This is a genomic window from Hyella patelloides LEGE 07179, assembly GCF_900659865.1.
Taxonomy (GTDB): Bacteria; Cyanobacteriota; Cyanobacteriia; order Cyanobacteriales; family Xenococcaceae; genus Hyella; species Hyella patelloides.
In genome coordinates this window covers 1-17,822 of sequence record NZ_LR213812.1, presented here as the reverse complement: position 1 = coordinate 17,822, position 17,822 = coordinate 1, and the positions used below count along the sequence as shown (strand labels likewise).

Annotated in this window: 15 protein-coding genes; 7 read left to right on the top strand and 8 right to left on the bottom strand. The window is 35.5% G+C overall.

The features are described 5' to 3' along the window. The first annotated feature begins 28 nt into the window (after positions 1-28). The 5 genes from crtD (at position 29) to H1P_RS09685 (ending at position 5,658) form a co-directional block, all read left to right on the top strand. Complete coding sequence (crtD, locus tag H1P_RS09705) at positions 29-1,555, top strand: C-3',4' desaturase CrtD (protein ID WP_144866651.1); 1,527 nt, start codon at positions 29-31, stop codon at positions 1,553-1,555. Positions 1,556-1,705: 150 nt separating this feature from the next. Then, a complete protein-coding gene (locus tag H1P_RS09700) occupies positions 1,706-2,932 on the top strand; it encodes an RNA-guided endonuclease InsQ/TnpB family protein (protein WP_144866650.1) in 1,227 nt (408 codons plus the stop codon). A gap of 131 nt (positions 2,933-3,063) precedes the next feature. Beyond that, a complete protein-coding gene (locus H1P_RS09695) occupies positions 3,064-3,480 on the top strand; it encodes a DoxX protein (protein WP_144866649.1) in 417 nt (138 codons plus the stop codon). A 104-nt stretch (positions 3,481-3,584) separates the two neighbouring features. Then, positions 3,585-4,637 (top strand): dipeptide epimerase, encoded by a 1,053-nt coding sequence (locus tag H1P_RS09690; protein ID WP_144866647.1) that lies wholly within the window; start codon positions 3,585-3,587, stop codon positions 4,635-4,637. Further along, positions 4,624-5,658: an N-acetyltransferase DgcN family protein gene (locus tag H1P_RS09685; RefSeq protein WP_144866645.1), complete on the top strand. Its 1,035-nt coding sequence runs from the start codon at positions 4,624-4,626 to the stop codon at positions 5,656-5,658. Before H1P_RS09690 ends, H1P_RS09685 begins: the two co-directional genes overlap by 14 nt. Positions 5,659-5,661: 3 nt before the next feature. Here the strand turns inward: H1P_RS09685 and H1P_RS09680 are convergent, their stop codons facing one another. Beyond that, a complete protein-coding gene (locus H1P_RS09680; protein WP_144866644.1) occupies positions 5,662-6,306 on the bottom strand; it encodes a DNA-3-methyladenine glycosylase family protein in 645 nt (214 codons plus the stop codon). Positions 6,307-6,348: 42 nt separating this feature from the next. Here H1P_RS09680 and H1P_RS09675 point away from each other — a divergent pair, with 42 nt between their 5' ends. Next, positions 6,349-7,155, top strand: a complete 807-nt coding sequence (locus tag H1P_RS09675; RefSeq protein WP_144866642.1) for a YwqG family protein — start codon at positions 6,349-6,351, stop codon at positions 7,153-7,155. Between the two features lie 128 nt (positions 7,156-7,283). Here H1P_RS09675 and H1P_RS09670 read toward each other — a convergent pair whose 3' ends face one another. The 5 genes from H1P_RS09670 to obgE form a co-directional block, all read right to left on the bottom strand. Then, on the bottom strand, positions 7,284-8,156 hold the full coding sequence (locus tag H1P_RS09670; protein ID WP_144866640.1) for a DMT family transporter: 873 nt from the start codon (positions 8,154-8,156) through the stop codon (positions 7,284-7,286). 261 nt (positions 8,157-8,417) lie between these two features. Beyond that, positions 8,418-9,677, bottom strand: a complete 1,260-nt coding sequence (locus H1P_RS09665; protein WP_144866638.1) for an ABC transporter ATP-binding protein — start codon at positions 9,675-9,677, stop codon at positions 8,418-8,420. A 47-nt stretch (positions 9,678-9,724) separates the two neighbouring features. Continuing rightward, complete coding sequence (locus H1P_RS09660) at positions 9,725-10,582, bottom strand: ABC transporter permease (RefSeq protein ID WP_144866636.1); 858 nt, start codon at positions 10,580-10,582, stop codon at positions 9,725-9,727. Between the two features lie 698 nt (positions 10,583-11,280). After that, positions 11,281-11,805, bottom strand: coding sequence for a GNAT family N-acetyltransferase (locus tag H1P_RS09655; protein ID WP_144866634.1), 525 nt, complete (start codon positions 11,803-11,805; stop codon positions 11,281-11,283). 160 nt (positions 11,806-11,965) lie between these two features. Next, positions 11,966-12,970 carry a GTPase ObgE gene (gene obgE / locus H1P_RS09650; protein WP_144866685.1) on the bottom strand — a complete coding sequence of 335 codons (1,005 nt, stop codon included), beginning with the start codon at positions 12,968-12,970 and terminating at the stop codon, positions 11,966-11,968. Positions 12,971-13,123: 153 nt separating this feature from the next. Here obgE and H1P_RS09645 point away from each other — a divergent pair, with 153 nt between their 5' ends. Continuing rightward, complete coding sequence (locus H1P_RS09645; RefSeq protein WP_144866632.1) at positions 13,124-14,923, top strand: ArnT family glycosyltransferase; 1,800 nt, start codon at positions 13,124-13,126, stop codon at positions 14,921-14,923. Between the two features lie 471 nt (positions 14,924-15,394). On the opposite strand, the gene H1P_RS09640 is transcribed toward H1P_RS09645, so the two are convergent. Next, the gene (locus tag H1P_RS09640) at positions 15,395-16,813 is read right to left on the bottom strand and encodes an SLC5/6 family protein (protein ID WP_144866630.1); all 1,419 of its coding nucleotides are present in this window, start codon (positions 16,811-16,813) and stop codon (positions 15,395-15,397) included. Positions 16,814-17,018: 205 nt separating this feature from the next. Further along, a complete protein-coding gene (locus H1P_RS09635) occupies positions 17,019-17,597 on the bottom strand; it encodes a hypothetical protein (protein WP_144866628.1) in 579 nt (192 codons plus the stop codon). Positions 17,598-17,822 lie beyond the last annotated feature (225 nt).

Genomic DNA, 17,822 nt, shown 5'->3' with positions numbered 1-17,822 from the left:
TAAGAAATATTAAAGTAAAAAATCTTTTATGGCGATCGCTTCAACTAAAACAAAACCTCGTGTCATTGTGATTGGTGCAGGTGTTGGTGGTTTAACCGCAGGTGCTTTATTGGCGAAAAGGGGTTACGAGGTAACTATCTACGAGCGAGCAATTGTTCCTGGGGGTTGTGCTTCTACCTTTAAGCGACGGGGTTTTACTTTTGATGTGGGAGCGACGCAGGTGGCGGGTTTAGAACCTGGGGGAATTCATCATCGCATTTTTGAAGAGTTAGGGATTGAGTTACCAGAAACCACTTTTTGCGATCCTGCTTGTGCGGTTTTTTTACCAGGAGAAACTACCCCTATTAAGGTGTGGCGAGATCGCGCTATGTGGCAAGAGGAAAGACAAAAACAGTTTCCAGGAAGCGAACCTTTTTGGCAATTGTTAAATAAGCTATTTACTGCTAGCTGGAATTTTCAAGCTCGCGATCCTGTATTACCACCTCGTAATGGATGGGATTTATGGCAATTGGTTTCTTCTGTGAGGTTAGATACTTTAATTACTGTCCCCTTTACCTTAATGACAGTGGGAGATGCGCTGAAGCTTTATGGTTTGTATGGAGATAAAAGATTAAAAACCTTTTTGGATCTGCAACTGAAGCTTTATTCTCAAGTAAACGCCGACGAAACCGCTTTACTCTATGCAGCCACCGCCTTAGCAGTATCCCAAGCACCCCAAGGATTATTTCATCTTAAAGGAAGTATGCAGGTTTTGAGCGATCGCTTAGTAGAAGGTTTAGAGAAATATGGCGGACAGCTAAAAATGCGTCATTCGGTCGCTAAAATCCATACAGAAGGGTCAAAAGCAGTAGCAGTAGAGGTTTTAGACCAAAAAACAGGAACTACCACCATAGAAACCGCAGCGCACATAGTTGCTAATGTCACGGCGCAAAATCTGGTGCAATTGGTAGATCGCGACAAACCACATCCAGCATTTACAGGCTATCAACAACGGGTGGATAAGTTACCAGATGCTTCAGGTGCGTTTGTAATTTATTGGGGAGTTGATAGGGAAGCTATTCCCGAAAATTGTCCCCCTCATCTGCAATTTCTCTACGATTATGAAGGCATTATTGGGGAAAACAATTCTTTATTTGTTTCTGTGAGTAAACCAGGAGACGGACGAGCCAAACCAGGACAGGCGACGATTATTGCATCGTCTTTTACTGATGCTGCAATGTGGTGGAAAGGTTCAAAAGAAGAATATGACGAGCTTAAAAAACAGTATACCGAAGAAGCGATCGCCAAGTTGAGTGATTATTTTCATCTCACCCCAGAAACCATTATTCATCAAGAAACTGCGACACCAAGAACTTTTGCGACTTATACAGCTAGGGAACAGGGTATAGTGGGCGGTATTGGGCAACGAGTGTCTACTTTTGGTCCTTTTGGTTTTGCTAATCGGACTCCTATTAAGGGTTTATGGTTAGTGGGAGATTCTACCCACCCAGGAGAAGGCACAGCAGGGGTTAGTTATTCAGCTTTGACTGTAACAAGACAAATTGAAATCAGTTAGAATAAAGCTCAGGAGTTGGTCAAGTAGGATAGTATCAGGAGTCAGAAAGTATTGTTTAACTTCATTGAAAATCTAGACAAATATTATCATTTATAGCCAATTACAAGTGTCTTTATCTGGGATAATAGTAAGTATGATAGAGATTGAATAATGAAGCACGTAGAGAGACATATTATTAAACGAAGTCATTCTATTTGGCAACAAATAGATAAATTGTGTTTTCTATCCAAAAATCTCTACAACTATGCCAATTATCAAATTCGTCAAGCTTTCATCTTTGACAAGATTTATCTGGGATACAACAAGGTTTATCACGCTTGTAAAAGCACCCCTGACTATCAAGCATTACCAGCTAAGGTAAGTCAACAAGTACTGAGGCTGTTAGAGCAAAATTGGAAGTCTTTTTTAAATGCCATTAAAGCCTATAAAATAGCTCCAGATAAATTTAAGGGTAGACCTAAATTACCTCGTTATAAAGATAAGAATAAAGGACGTAATTTACTAGTCTATACTATCCAAGCTATCAGCAAACCTTGGCTGAAAAAAGGAATAGTTAAGCTATCTGGTGTAGATATCTTGATACCAACTAAGGTGGAGAACATAGATCAGGTTAGAGTTATACCCAAAACAGGACAATATGTAATTGAAGTAGTCTATGAAAAAAAGGAAAGTTATACAGTACACAATCCTAATGCTGTAGCGAGTATTGATATCGGTATCAACAATTTGTGCGCGTTAACATCAAATCAACTAGGATTTATACCTATTTTGATTAACGGACGACCACTCAAGAGTTTGAACCAGTTATATAACAAAACGTTCGCTAAACTACAGTCATTACTGCCATCTCATCAACTCAGTTCAAATCGAATTAAACAACTAGCAGCCAAGCGAAATAATCAGGTAAACAATTACCTACACAAAGCCTCTAGATGGATAATCAACCATCTGGATAAACATGGAATAGGAAAGCTGATTATCGGTAATAATGAAGGTTGGAAACAGTCAGTTAATCTAGGCAAACAAGTAAATCAATCCTTTACAACAATTCCTCACGCTCGGCTAATTGAAATGTTGTTTTATAAAGGACAGTTACAAGGAATTGAAGTGATAGTCAGAGAAGAATCTTACACTTCTCGTGCTTCTTTTCTATCCTTAGATCCGATTCCTAGCTATGGTGATGACAATGCTAGAGAGATTAAATTTAGCGGTTATCGAGAAAGCAGAGGAATGTATAAGGAAAGAGGCTTGAAGACTCGCATCAATTCGGATATCTCTAGTTCCTATAATATTATGCGTAAGGTAATCCCAGAAATCTTTAATAGACGAGGGATAAAGGGCGTTGTAGTTCGTCCAGTTAGGATTACTCCTAATTAAGTTGATAATTGGTCATTGTCGCATTTGACTATATTTTTAATAACTATATAGATACTTGCTTGTTTGCTTAGTGGTTAATATCACACGAATGTTTCAGAATAGTTTATCAGTAGCTAATTAGTTTTTTTGTGATGAAACAAGAACAAAAACTAAAAATAAGTCTAGCTCTCATCCGTTTTAGTACTGGAATATTTTTCTTAGTTTGGTCATTAGAAAAGTTCATTTCGCCAGAAAATGCCCAGAAAATTTTTTCTAAATTTTATTTCATGGAAATTTCCCCTGCTATTTCTCAAACTGCGGGTATTGTTCAAACTATAATCGTGCTGGCTTTTATGGCAGGATTATTAAAAACTTGGACTTATGGTGCAATTTTAGGGATGCACGCAGTTTCTACTTTTTCTACATACCAACAACTACTAAATCCTTACGAAACTTCCACTTCAAATAAATTGTTTTGGGCAGCAGTACCTTTATTAGCAGCTTTGATTGGATTATTTTTAATGAGAAAAGAAGATAATTTACTAAGCATTACTTTTGATAAAAAATGATTGGTTTGCTTGAGATTAATACGAAATAATGGAGTAAAGAAAAAATGCTATAACTCAAGATAACAATTAATAACTGCGATCGCCTTTTTTAAAAAATTAACTCTATGGAATTAATAGTCCAGACTTTCACGGTGCGTAAAAAATTTGCTCTCAAAATCAGTCGGGGTACAACAGATCGCACTACTAATCTTTGGGTAAAAATTAAAGAGGATGATCTTGAAGGTTGGGGGGAAGCGTCGCCTTTTTCGATCTCGAAAGCAGAAAGCAAAGATACGGCAAAATTGGAACAAGAAATCATTCAAATTAGCCCTCGCTTAGCAAAATTTCACCCTTTACAAAGACAAGAAATTGCCGAAATCTTAGATAATCAACAAGTGCCATCTTCTGTTAAAGCAGCTATCGATACGGCTCTTTATGATTGGTTGGGCAAAAAAGTAGGTTTACCTTTGTGGCAATTATGGGGTTTAAATCGCGATCGCATTGTGCCAATTTCGGTAACTATCGGTATTAGTTCTCCAGAGAATGCAGTAAAAAGGGGGCTTGCTTGGCAAGAAACAATAGATTTTCAGATACTAAAGCTAAAATTGGGCAATCCTGAAGGTATTGAAGCAGATAAAGCGATGTTAGAAGCGATTCGCTCTGCATTTCCTCAAGCAAGACTTACAGTAGATGCTAATGGAGGATGGAGTTTTAACGATGCTGTTTATATGTCTCATTGGCTGGCAAATTTGGGTGTAGAGTATATCGAACAACCTTTAGCTGTGGCAGAAAATGATAAACTAGCGACCTTATCCAAAAATTCACCCTTACCTATATTTGTTGATGAAAGTTGTTTTAACAGTAGTGATATTCCTAGACTGGCTTCATCGGTGGCGGGGGTAAATCTAAAAATAATGAAAACAGGTGGTTTAACTGAGGCGAAGCGGACGATTGAAATAGCAAAAGCTTTTGGTTTACAAGTAATGTTTGGTTGTTATTCTGATAGTAGTTTAGCCAATACTGCCATGTCTCATCTTGCACCTTTAGCAGATTATTTAGATTTGGATAGTCATCTCAATTTAATCAACGATCCTTTCTCTGGCGCAACCATATCAGAAGGGCGTTTATTACCAAATAACCAAGCAGGATTAGGAGTAGAATACCATGCTTACAAATAAGAATAAGGTAGCGATCCTACTTCATGAAGGAGTTACGGGAAAACATGGTAAAACGGGATTAGCTTTTCTACGCTATGGCGAAACCGAAATTGTTGCCGTAATCGATCGCACTTGTGCGGGTAAGTCTTTAGTAGAATTAACAGGGATTACTAAGGATATACCCATTGTCTCTAATCTTCAAGAGGCTTTAGCTTACGATTCTGATGTCTTGTTGATTGGGATTGCACCTTCTGGGGGTAGATTACCCGCAGATTTACAAGCAGAAGTTACCGAAGCAATAGGCCAAGGTTTATCTATCGTTAATGGCTTACATACTTTTATTGCGCCTCAGTATCCCAACTTGTCAGAAGGACAGTGGATTTGGGATCTTAGACAAGAACCACCAGGTTTATCTATTGGTACGGCAAAAGCACGCTCGCTATCCTGTCAGAGAATTCTTACAGTAGGGACAGATATGGCAATTGGTAAGATGTCAACCAGTCTGGAATTATATCGCGCTGCTAAAAATAAAGGTATCAAAAGTCAGTTTGTGGCTACGGGACAAGCAGGAATTGCGATCGCTGGACAGGGTGTTGCTTTAGATGCAGTGAGAGTAGATTTTGCTGCGGGTGCTGTGGAGAAAACAGTACTGGAATTGAGCAAAGATAGTAATTTAGTAATTATAGAAGGACAAGGCTCTCTATTGCATCCTGGTTCTACCGCTACCTTACCTTTGATACGAGGAAGCCAACCCACAGGTTTAATATTAGTCCATCGTGCAGGTGCTACTCAAATCCACGATTTACCCCAAATTACCATTCCAACTTTACCAGAAGTTGTGCAACTATACGAAACTGTAGCTAAGGTTGGGGGTGCGTCTGATAAAGTTAAAGTAAAAGCGATCGCTCTTAACACCTTTGGTATGGATGCGGAGACGGCTAAAAATGCCATTGAAGAAACACAACAATCAACGGGATTACCCTGTACCGATGCGGTGAGATTTGGCGCAGAAGTTTTATTATCGGCGATTTCGTTGAGGTAATGGTTAACGATTTAAATAATAATGCCAGAGTATTTTAGTGGCAATTGCCCTATAGGGTTGCCAAGGTTGAGCAATTAATTCTAACTCTGCTGGTTTGGGACGAGTGGGTAGGTTTTTGATTTCTTTGACAGCGATCGCAACTGCTAAATCTTTACTGGGAAATATATCCTGACGTTGTAATGCCATCATAAGATACATATCTACAGTCCAATCACCAATACCTTTGATTTGTTTTAGTTTATTTCTGATAGTTAAATCATCTAATTTTTCGAGATGTTTTAAATCTAATTGCTTGCTAATAATTGCATTAGCTAATTCTCTACCATAGCGAGTTTTTTGCCTACTCAAACCAAGTGATTTAAGCTGCATATCGTCTAGCAAGATAAAGTTTTGTGGTGTTAAAGGATTAACCGCATTACTAAGACGTTTAAAAGTAGCTTTAGCTGAAGCGAAGGATACTTGTTGTCCTAAAATAGTCCGAATCAAGGTAGCAAAACCTGGTTCTCTTTTCCACTCAGGAGGATTACCAAATTGCTCGATAATTATAGCTAAATCGCGCTCGCTTTTTGTTAATATTTGAATGCTTAAGTTAAAGTTAGATTCGTTTGAAGTTTGAGTGTTAGTGTCAGATTTTTGTTTTGAGGACATAATTAAAATTAAGTTACCAATACCGATTAGTTAAAAAAGAAAATGATTTACAAATTAGATGTGGAATTATCTCCAGATTTAGAGCCTTATCGAGCGAAGATAGAAGCCACAATCAAACCTTATATTGAAATCAGACTTACCGATAATAATCAACCTAATTGGTGGCAAAGTAAGTTTGGTGGTTTACCCTATCTTCCTAAAGGTTTTACATATCCTAAAAGTTATGATGGAGAATACTTGTATTTACTAGCACAAATTAATTTTGTAGAAGTTCCTCATCTAGAATATTTTCCTAATAAAGGTATTTTACAATTTTATATTGCAGCAGATGAAGAATTGTATGGGTTGAATTTTGATAATCCTACTCAACAAGATAAATTTCGTGCTGTATATTTTCCTGATATAGATTTAAAAGAAGATAATTTGGTAACTGATTTTGATTTTCTACCAAAATTAAATGATGAATGGTTGATGCCATTTGAAGGATGTTGTAGCTTGGATTTTACAATTAATTTTCGACCAATTACTATTTCTGATAATAAATTTAGTATTTTTCCAGTAGATGAAGCTGATGCAAATTTTCAAGATATTGTTGATGAATACTATGACAAATTTTGTATGAATAAACATAAGCTAGGGGGATATCCAAATTTTGTGCAATACGATCCGCGCTATAATTATCCCCAAGACGAAGAGCCATATATTCTACTCTTACAAATTGATTCAGATAGTAGCAAATCAATAAATATTTGTTGGGGAGATGGAGGAATCGGAAACTTCTTTATTAAAAAGTCTGCGTTAGAAAGATTAGATTTTTCTAATGTGTGGTATAACTGGGATTGTGGTTAATATTTGTCAATATACATTTTACTTGATATTAATATAAATAATCTATTTTCTTAACTAAATAAACATCATTAATTACTAAACTACAATATGTAGGTAAGGTGGGCAATGCCTACACTACTCTAATCAACCTATTTTTTATTAACTAGAGAAACACCAGTTATTACTAAACTACCACCTATAAGTAAGATCGAAGATATCGATTCTTGTAAAAAGATGATACCAAAAACAAGGGCAAAAACAGGTACTAAATTAATAAAAATTGAGGCTTTTGCTGCACCAATAGCTTGAATTCCATCATAGTACCAATTAAACGCAACCACTGTTCCTAAGATTCCTAAATACAATAAGCTTAAGCAACTTAAAGGTGTTATTGGTTGTATTCCTTGTTTAAATTGTTCCTGAAGTGCTAAAGGAAGTAATGTAATTGTTCCGACAATAATTGCATAGGTAGTAGTGACTAAAGATGATAATTCTTGCATTGCCTTTTTACCCGCTAAAGAATAAATTCCCCAACTACCAACACAGCCTAAAATATATAATTCTCCTTTACCAACTCCACCAGAGAATAGAGTAGTTAAGTCACCTTCAGTAATAATAAATGCTACTCCTAATAGAGAGATTGCAATCCCAATTATTTTAAGGCTAGTCAATTTTTCTTTAAATATTAGTCTAGAGCTAAGTGCAATCGATACTGGATTCAAAGCTATAATCAATCCCGCACGACTTGCAGCTATTGTTTGTAATCCTAAAAAGAAAAAAACGTTATAAGCAAAAACACCACTAAAACCTAGTAATATTATGATAGGAATCTGATGAGTTTTTAATTTAGGTAGCTTTGCTGGTTGACGATAAATAAAGAAGATCAGACAAATAGTAGCGATCGCAAATCGATAAAACGATGCAGTAAATGGACTTATTTCTTGTGCAATTATACGTCCTGCAATAAAAGTTCCGCCCCATATTGCCATCGTAAGAACCAATTTTAAGTAAATTGTCTGCATAAACCTTATTTTGTTTAGCTGGGGTTGTTTTGGAAAAGAAAATCAATCAAGAATAAATGATAATTAATAATTAATTTATTCTTTTTAATAACTACAAAAAAATAATATCTTTATCTTTAAAGTAAAGATGATATGGTTACTAAGATAAATAATAAGTATTTGGGCATAATTATTTACACACTCATAATTTCCTCTTGCCTATTCCCTCTTGGCTCTTGCCTATTCCCACTGTGTAATCTATTTTGCACGGATACTTATTAATCAATCTAGTTTAATTGTTTGCCAATTTCTAGGTTGGTAGAATAAACATCTGCTCATAATTTCTGATGTTTCTACTATAAAACGAAAAGATTCGATAATATCAAAAGAGCGCACTCCTTGACGTAAGTAAATTCGGGCGGTATATCTTCCAGGAGATAGACCAAGTTGAGACATCTGTAGTTGAATTTCGGTTTTACCTGGAGTAATTTCTAGTAAACAACTATCATTATTGCTAGTTAAATATAAAACCACATCTTGTTCCCCTAAAATAGCTCTAATTTTAACTCCTACATTAATATCTTCAAAATGTTGATTAGCTTGACATTCCACACATAAGTAAGCAGGTTTACCAGATAAAGGAGTTTCTAAAATATTACCTTGTTCATCACGAAAAAAGATAGAGGTGATATCTAAACCAGAACTTTCATGAGAAGGTTTTTCTCGCAATCTCATTATTGCTTTTGATCTGCCATCTTTTCCTTCACTAAAAGCCAAATCTTCTTCGTATTTATTGACAACTGCTTCGGCTTCTCCTGACATTATTAGTTGTCCTTGTTTTAGGTAAATTGCTTTATTGCAAATATTTAAAATACTATGGGAGTTGTGAGAAACTAAAATAAAAGCTGTGCCTTTTTCTTGTAATTTTGCTAATCTTCGATGGCATTTCATTTTAAACTTAATATCGCCTACTGATAACACTTCATCTACTAATAAAATTTCTGGTTCGATATGAATAGCACAAGCAAAACCAAGACGAGCAGACATCCCAGAACTATAAGTTTGTACGGGAGCTTCAATAGCATCCCAAATTTCGGCAAAATCAACTACAGAATCAAAGTTTTTATCTATTTCTTGTTTACTTAATCCTAAGATAGACATATTGGCATAGATATTTTCTCTACCTGTTAAAATGGGATTAAAACCAGCACCTAAAGCAATTAATGGGGCTACTCTTCCTGTAACATTAATAACTCCTGTATCGGGATTAATTAAGCCACTAATAATCCTTAGCAAAGTACTTTTTCCTGCTCCATTTGCCCCTACTAAGCCTAAAGCATCACCTTTTTTTAATTGGAAACTAACATCTTTTAATGCCCAAAATTCTTGTGAACGAAGTTCCTCACTTTGGCGGGGTTTACCAATAATTTCTGAGGCAATATCTTGTATACCATAAAAAAGCGATCGCTTTAGATCGCGACAAAACTTTTTAGAAACATCTTTAACAGAAATAACTAGATCTTTTTCTAATTGATTGTTCATTATTAATGATTGATTTATAACTGATAACCTAATTACTGATTACTGTTTTACGCACTAATTCTTTCTATGACATAAGGCATTGCTAACCTAAAAACAATCCAGGTTATTAATAAGCCTAAAAAAGCGATCGCACTGACTATCCAAAAGCCTGTAACTTGAGTTAAAATTCCTGTAGTGGCTAATTCTCTGATTGTTACTAATAGAGGAGTTACAGGATTAAATTTGACTAAAATGCTAAATATTCCCTCGGTGGGAATAGGATAAACTACGGGAGTTAGAAATAACCAAAAGGTGGACAACATATTAACTCCTTTAGAAACATCTTGATATAAAACCCCTAAAGGTGCGAGTAAAACACCGATAAATGTGCCTAATACTACTAAGTGAATTAAAGCCACAGGAGCTAAAATAATTGTCCAACTTACAGGCACTTTAAACCAGATAAATAAACCAAAAATTAAAATTAGTTTAATACAGAAATTAAAGCCAACTTCTCCTAATTTACTTAAAATGATTGCTTCTCTGGGAAAATTAACCCGTGCTAACATTGGTTTAGCTGAAACTACTGCTTGTATCGGGCCATTTAAAGATTCTATAAAAGTTTGCCATAATGCAGTACTAAACATGACATAAGCAGGATAAGGAATAGTAGTTTTCCCTACTGAAATAACATTGGATTCTCCTGCTAAAGTAAATCCTACTGCCATAAAAATTGGGGGTAAAAATGCCCATAATACGCCTAAAAAAGATTGTCGATATTGCGCTTTAATATCTCGAATCATTAATTGCCAGGCTAACTCTTTGGAAGCTAATAAATCCCGCCACATTAATCGAAAAAGTAACAAAGGACGTTTAATTTTGCTTTCGGGAGTATAAACTACTTTTGTTAATTGTTGATTGTTCATTTTTGATGGTTAGTCACTAGTTAATTTATTTTTCTGAATAAAAATCTAGTAGTTGTGGGCGTAAGTATCTATTTATTTTTTGTTCCCTCAAAATAGCGATCGCATCTATATGTTTTGTTAACTCATTTTCAAATAATTAATTTTAAAATAATTACGATGTTTGAAAAAATTACAATTAATTAATTTTGTATTTAATAAAAATAAGCTGGAGGTAAAATAAGATTATTTTAAGTCCAAAATATTACCATTAAAAACTTGCAATTATCAAAAATCATAAATTATAAATTATAAATATAGTATTTAAATTAATTTAAACAAAAATAATGAATGATAATCAAGCATCAAAAGGAGACAAGCAGCTTTATCTTCTTGTTTACGTTGTCCGCAAATTATTACGGATAACTATAACCCAACTGAACTGATGCATCAGGTAGCCAAGTCTATTGTTAGTTAGCTATTTTTAAATCAAATCACAATTTAATTTGGGTAGATGATGTTCTTACCCTTTATGATTTTTAGGTCGCCCAATTAATTTTTAAAAGTTGTCTCTTGATTAATCAATAATCATCTTAGTTGCCTGTATCTATAATTAGCAAAATGTGATGAAAGTTTAGTCAAGAGAAAAATATTTCCTGCACTAGTATCTCAACTACTTCTATTTTATTGCTTAATGGCGATCTCGCTTGCTAATATATCATTCATGAAATAGGTCGTTTGATTTGATAGTAGACAAGTTCTACTGGTTCGGGATACTTATCCCAGGTTACAAATTCAGTTTTAATACGGTTCATGCCACTCTTTTCCATCACCCGTTGTGAACCGAGGTTGGCAGAGTGAGTATCAGCAATAATCTGGGCGATTTGCGGTAAATTTTCCCATGTCCAAGTAATAACAGTCTGAGTTGCTTCGGTGGCAAAGCCTTGATTATAGAACTGGTGATTAATTTCGTAATGTAAATTTGCTTCGGTTGGTGAGTCTAAGCTAATTTCAATTATACCGATTAATTGATGCTTACCCTTGAGACAAATTGCCCAAATATAGCTGTCTTCATTATCGAGTAGATTTTGAAAAATTGATTTAAAATCTGCAATGGAAGTAGGACATGGATAAGGCAGAAATTGGGTATATTCTGGCTCAGATGAATAATCAAATACGGCGGTTAAATCTGAAATTTCTAACTTACGAAGAATTAGGCGAGATGTTTCAAGCGTCGGTGGCATCATTTATTATTTATTTCAATTGTGCCAAATTTATATTACATTTTTCTAATTCCTCTAAAGTTACTATTCAAACTATGTAGACGGGGTTTAGGAGAGGTTTAAAACTGCTTCTAACTGGCTTATAGCTTACAGCTTAAGGCTTATAGCTAGGGGCTTTGCCCCTTTATTGTGTTTTTTTCAAATCATCTAATTCTTGCCAGATCTTCGATAACAAGGGTTCTAAACCAGTTCGAGTAACCGCAGAGATAGCATAAATAGGTGCGGGCGTAAGAGCTTGCAGTTCTTCTTTTACTAGTTCTAAAACTGATTCATCAACACTATCTACTTTATTCAAACCAATGATTTGTTTTTTTTCTGGTAATCCTTGACCGTAAGCTATCAATTCATTTTGAATTGTTTGATAATCTGCAACGGGGTCGTCTGCATTACTATCAATGAGGTGTAATAAAAGGCGGGTACGTTCGATATGTCGTAAAAATTCATGACCCAAACCTATCCCCGCAGAAGCACCAGCAATTAAACCAGGAATGTCTGCAAATACCGTACCATCTCCTGTAGGCTTACGAACTACCCCCAAATTAGGCACAAGAGTAGTAAAAGGATAATTAGCTATTTTAGGACGAGCAGAAGACAAAGAGGAAATAAGAGTAGATTTTCCTGCATTTGGTAAGCCAATAATACCCACTTCCGCCAGGAGCTTTAATTCAAGACGTAGGCTTTTATATTCTCCTTCTAAGCCTGGTAGAGCATGTTCTGGAGCGCGATTACGATTACTTAAAAAATGCTTATTCCCTAAACCTCCTTTACCACCTTGAGCAACACAGCAAGATTGCTCATTTTTTATTAAGTCTCCAATCAATTTGTCGGTTTCTAAATCATAAATCATAGTTCCGCAGGGTACTTCTATAATAAGGTCTTTTCCCGAAGCTCCTGTACGATTATTTGGCCCTCCTTTTTTGCCATCTTCGGCTTTAAATAAACGAGCGTAACGAAAATCCAGAAGAGTCTGCAATCTTTCTGTCGCCATAAAAGTTACTGAGCCACCCCATCCCCCATTTCCTCCAGCAGGACCTCCTGCGGGGACATATTTCTCACGACGAAACGCAACTATGCCATCTCCTCCTTTTCCTGCTTGTACTTCTATTTTTGCGAGATCGATAAATTGCATTTTTTGTGTCGTGTCAACAACTATTAGGCTGATCATCTTAGCATATACGGGTACGGGAAAGGATGAATTTTTAAAGATGAAAAAGGTCATAGATAATTAGGTAATATTTAGTCTAATCATCAACAATCAGCAGTTAACAATCACCAAGATAAAATGAAAAAAGTTTTAGAACGCAATCAATACTGGATATTAGCAATTATCTGGTTGGTAGTGATTAATTTTACGGCTTTTATTTGGCATTTAGGTAGTACCAGCTTAGTAGACGAAACTGAGCCTTTATTTGCAGAAGCAGCTCGTCAAATGACAGTAACAAATAATTGGATTACTCCTTATTTTAATGGAGAAACTCGGTTTGATAAGCCCCCTTTAGTTTATTGGTTGATGGTAATTGGTTATCAATTAATTGGAGTTAATGAATGGGCGGTAAGATTGCCTTCAGCTTTATCTGCGATCGCGCTTACAGTTTTCGGTTTTTATACTCTTAAATATTGGGGTATTGCTAATTTTAAAAAGCAAGGTTTAATCAAAAAAAAGCAGTTGTGGCTATCAGCAATTATTGGTAGTGGCTTAATGACTTTTAACCCTCATACTATTATTTGGGGGCGCACTGGAGTTTCTGATATGCTACTTAGTGGTTGTATGGGTAGTGCTTTGTTTTGCTTTTTTTGGGGATATGTCACATCAGTTAAAAGATATAGTTTATCAGATATTAATCAACGGTTTGTTTTACCTAACAAGTGGTATTTAGCTTTTTATATTTTATTGGGTTTAGCTGTTTTAGCTAAAGGGCCTGTGGGAATTGTTTTACCAGGCTTGATTATCTTTTGTTTTTTGATTTATATAGGGCAGTTTTGGCAGGTTGTCCGAGAAATAAAATTACTTTGGGGAGCAATTATCTTTTTAACTATTACTATACCTTGGTACGTTTTAGTTTGGTTAGAAAATGGTCAAGATTATCTTGATACTTTCTTTGGTTATCACAACTTTCAAAGGTTTACTGATGTCGTTAATGGTCACGAAGCACCTTGGTATTTTTATTTTCTAATTGTATTTATTTTATTAGCACCTTGGTCAGTTTATTTACCTGTGGCGATCGCCAATATGCGCTGGTGGCAGAGAAAATATTGGGCGAAACAGCCGAGACAAAACCATTTAGGAATTTTTGCTTTCTTTTGGTTTATTTGTATTTTTCTTTTCTTTAGTGCTTCTGTTACTAAATTACCTAGCTATGTTCTACCTTTAGTTCCTGCTGCTGCTATTTTGGTGGCTTTGATGTGGAGTAATTTTATAACTAATAGTAATTTTAAAATCAAAAAAATCAATCATGCATTATTAGCCAGTATTATTATTAATTTAATCTTGGTAATTGCCTTAGCTATTGCTTTTTATCTCAGTCCTAATTGGGTAGGAAAAGACCCAGCTACACCAAAATTGAGTCGTTTAGTTGCTGAATCTTCATTACCGATTTCTGGCACAATAGTTTGGGGTCTTATCGCAATTGCGATCGCTTTTTGTCTAACTAAAATAAAATTTTGGCGAGGAATTATTGCTGTTAATTTAATTGGTTTCATGGCTTTTATTAGCTTTGTACTAATACCAACAACGTTTTTTATTGATATTCATCGACAAGTTACTCTCAAAGAAATTGCTGGTATAATTACTGAAATTCAACAATCATCAGAACCAATATTCTTGGTGGGTTTTAAAAAGCCTAGCTTAGTTTTTTATACTCAACAACCAGTAAGCTTTTTCAAGCGACGTAGCGATCTCAGAACGCATCTTGCAGAGAATCAAAGTAATATTAATTCTGCCACAGTATTGATAGTAGGACGTACTAAAGATATTGAAAAAATAGTTAATCTCGAACCAGATACTTATAACCCTTTAGATAGTCGAGGCGTTTATAACTTAATTCGCATTCCTTTTAATGAGATTCAATTAGATGAATCATAAGGCATTGCGAGATCGATCGACTTTGTTGGCAAAATTAACAACCTATAGCCGTTGCTATTGTTGTATTAGGACAAGTTTATTTGATTGCTCGGAAGTAATAAGTAACTCGTCATTAAGTAATAAGTGTCCTAATGTAAATCCGTAGTGCTATACCCTTCTTTTGTCAGACTCCGAAAAATTTTGTAATTTTTCAATCTTGTAACTTTTATATAGATAGCGATTCACGAGCTATTTACTAATAAAAAATCAACTCGCACGTTCAATCGATAAAATTTTCATGATTTTAAAATGTCGCACTTGAAAATACCCACTGTATATGACTTGGAAGAAATCAGTATTTGTTTTTAATATTAGTAAATATCGGAAAGTGACATAAGAGGGATACATTCATCAGCCCCATATGCGAAGCGGTATCCTTTAGGACAGATGAAGTACATATGAAATCAAAGCCAAACCCCCTAGACAACCAAACTAAACGAGAGAGCGTTGGCGAAAGAGAAATGCACCAATTAAATAACCCAGAGTACATAGGGCTAAACCATAAACATTGAGACCTAAATCGATGGCGTATTGACCCTCACCAATAGCGATCCAAGCTGGAAAAATGTTTGTAGCAAGAGCATTTTCTAGAACTCTGAGGATACCTAAAATTAAACCAGGCCAAAAAGCTAAATGAAAACTAAGCTCTCTAGCAGTGGGCATAAAAGAAAGGAGAAAGATGGGTGCTAATCCCATCACCATTGTGCCACTAATAGTAGTAGCAAGAATAATGGCAGGGCCAACGCGATCGCCCAAATAAATACTAAGCAATGGCAGATTTCCTAGTATTGCTGTAGCAATCATAGCTTTTTGCCCGAAAAAAGTTTGAGAAGAAGTAGGTTGACCGTATTGGTTGTGCCAATCCCTTGCGGTTAATTTGGCGACGCTAGAAAAAGTTGAATCTAAGGTTGAGCCAGCACTGGTGAGCATAATCCCATTAAAAACCAGTAAAAAGGGTAAACCTAGCACGATCGGCACAGCTAATGTGGGTTTTCCTGACAGAGAAAAATTCAAACTATAAAGACCAACAATGCTAAATAACAAAATAAAGAGACCGCTAATAATTCCAGCTAAAGTAAAACCTTTTAGCATCTTTAAGGGCGAAGTGATAAAAGCACGATCTGTCAAAACTGGATCGTGAAATGGATAACTAAAAATTTGTACCAAAGCTAGACCGCAGAAAGTCAATCCAGCTCGTTCTGTTTCCTGGGAAACTACTGGAAATCCATTTAAAATGAAATGGGGAAATAAAGCGGTTAGAATAATCGCCAAAAGAAGTCCAGCTAGTAGCATTTGCGCGCTATCAGTGAGCAAGCTACTACGTAATCCTCCCTTAAGAGTATAAACAAGAGTAAAAATTGTAAAAGCGATCGCTGCAAACCAATATTCAGCAGTACCTTCTGCACCAAAATAGAGCGAAAAAACTTTCGTGTTAGACCAAACTTCGTTAAATAAACGAATGGCAATTGCGATTAAAAACAACTTGGCACAAACAATGCCATATTTATCAACTAGAAAAGAAGATAACGAAGAATAACCACCTTTGACTCTAAGAAAATAGATGGCAATTGCAGCGACAAGAAAACTAAGATAATAAATCGCATAGCCAATACCTCCAGTAATACCAAAAGCAGCAGCTAGGCTAGCAGCATTATCGATAGATTTGGCAAAAATCCAAGAAATAGCTGCACTCGATATCAATAACCATAAACCTGGGGGATTTCCCTCTCGTGATTCGCCATGAAAAAACTCAGTTGCACTGATATGAACAGATGCAGTTTTTTGAACTAATAAATAAATCAAAAAGCAATAGCCACAGAAAAGAAGCCAGTTTAAGGCAGAAATAAGCATTTTTGTGCTGTTTCGTAGAATTAACACCAGGAATATTCTGATACAGAAACCTTAAAATAGCCTGTGATTGATGTTAAAAAATTTTTACGACTTCATCAGTAGAACTTGAAAAGCGATCGCTCTATTGGTAATTCCACAAGTAAATCTGGGTGCAGCACATTTATTTATTAGATAGGGGTTTGATATTGCCAAAACCCTTACTACATTACCAATCCCGTTCGGGTCTAACACCATCAAGCCAAGGGCGTAACATCTTACCCACAATTTCTACTGCAATACTGTTATCTGTACGAGTTAAAATTGCATAAGGTGTATAAGCTTCGGAATAGTCCATACACTGATTAGAGCCTTCCTTGCAAAAAGCAGCAAACGCAGCGATTTCGTCATCTCCTAAACCATTCCAATAATAGAAATTAGGTTCTTTTTCTAATTCTTCCCATGCTTCTCTGTCTATTTCATCTTGATATTCTGTAATTCCAGGTAAATTAATTGGGTCTTTGATCGCATTATCAAAATAATCATCCCAATTTTTATAATCTCCAAGTTCTTTTTCATTTTCTGATTTACTATAAGCTTCCCAGTCAGGTATATCTAACACAGAATACAAAATAAAATTGTGTACTTCATCATATGCATTATCATCCCAATATTGAGCTACCGCAAAACTAGCTGAGTTAATCTGAGGATATTTGGCAAAAACTTTTTTTACTATGGGTAAGACATACTTATCAATTGCTTTCTGTCTTATTAAATCTGTTTGTGATTTCGTGTATAAAAGCGTCATTTCTGTGATTTGAAGACCAATTATTAATCAAATTAATTTTTGAAAATTACCAATCCCGTTCGGGTCTAACACCATCAAGCCAAGGACGTAACATTTTTCCCACAATTTCTACTGCAATACTGTTATCTGTACGAGTTAAAATTGCATAAGGTGTATAAGCTTCTGAAGTAGACATACATTGATGAGAACCTTCTTTACAAAAAGCAGCAAAAGCAGGTATCATTT

Coding starts and splice junctions, on each gene's coding strand:
- H1P_RS09665 (WP_144866638.1), bottom strand. CDS start 9,677: ATGAACAATCAATTAGAAAAAGATCTAGTTATTTCTGTTAAAGATGTT.
- H1P_RS09670 (WP_144866640.1), bottom strand. CDS start 8,156: ATGCAGACAATTTACTTAAAATTGGTTCTTACGATGGCAATATGGGGC.
- H1P_RS09645 (WP_144866632.1), top strand. CDS start 13,124: ATGAAAAAAGTTTTAGAACGCAATCAATACTGGATATTAGCAATTATC.
- H1P_RS09640 (WP_144866630.1), bottom strand. CDS start 16,813: ATGCTTATTTCTGCCTTAAACTGGCTTCTTTTCTGTGGCTATTGCTTT.
- H1P_RS09660 (WP_144866636.1), bottom strand. CDS start 10,582: ATGAACAATCAACAATTAACAAAAGTAGTTTATACTCCCGAAAGCAAA.
- H1P_RS09685 (WP_144866645.1), top strand. CDS start 4,624: ATGCTTACAAATAAGAATAAGGTAGCGATCCTACTTCATGAAGGAGTT.
- H1P_RS09680 (WP_144866644.1), bottom strand. CDS start 6,306: ATGTCCTCAAAACAAAAATCTGACACTAACACTCAAACTTCAAACGAA.
- H1P_RS09700 (WP_144866650.1), top strand. CDS start 1,706: ATGAAGCACGTAGAGAGACATATTATTAAACGAAGTCATTCTATTTGG.
- crtD (WP_144866651.1), top strand. CDS start 29: ATGGCGATCGCTTCAACTAAAACAAAACCTCGTGTCATTGTGATTGGT.
- obgE (WP_144866685.1), bottom strand. CDS start 12,970: ATGCAATTTATCGATCTCGCAAAAATAGAAGTACAAGCAGGAAAAGGA.
- H1P_RS09690 (WP_144866647.1), top strand. CDS start 3,585: ATGGAATTAATAGTCCAGACTTTCACGGTGCGTAAAAAATTTGCTCTC.
- H1P_RS09695 (WP_144866649.1), top strand. CDS start 3,064: ATGAAACAAGAACAAAAACTAAAAATAAGTCTAGCTCTCATCCGTTTT.
- H1P_RS09655 (WP_144866634.1), bottom strand. CDS start 11,805: ATGATGCCACCGACGCTTGAAACATCTCGCCTAATTCTTCGTAAGTTA.
- H1P_RS09675 (WP_144866642.1), top strand. CDS start 6,349: ATGATTTACAAATTAGATGTGGAATTATCTCCAGATTTAGAGCCTTAT.
- H1P_RS09635 (WP_144866628.1), bottom strand. CDS start 17,597: ATGACGCTTTTATACACGAAATCACAAACAGATTTAATAAGACAGAAA.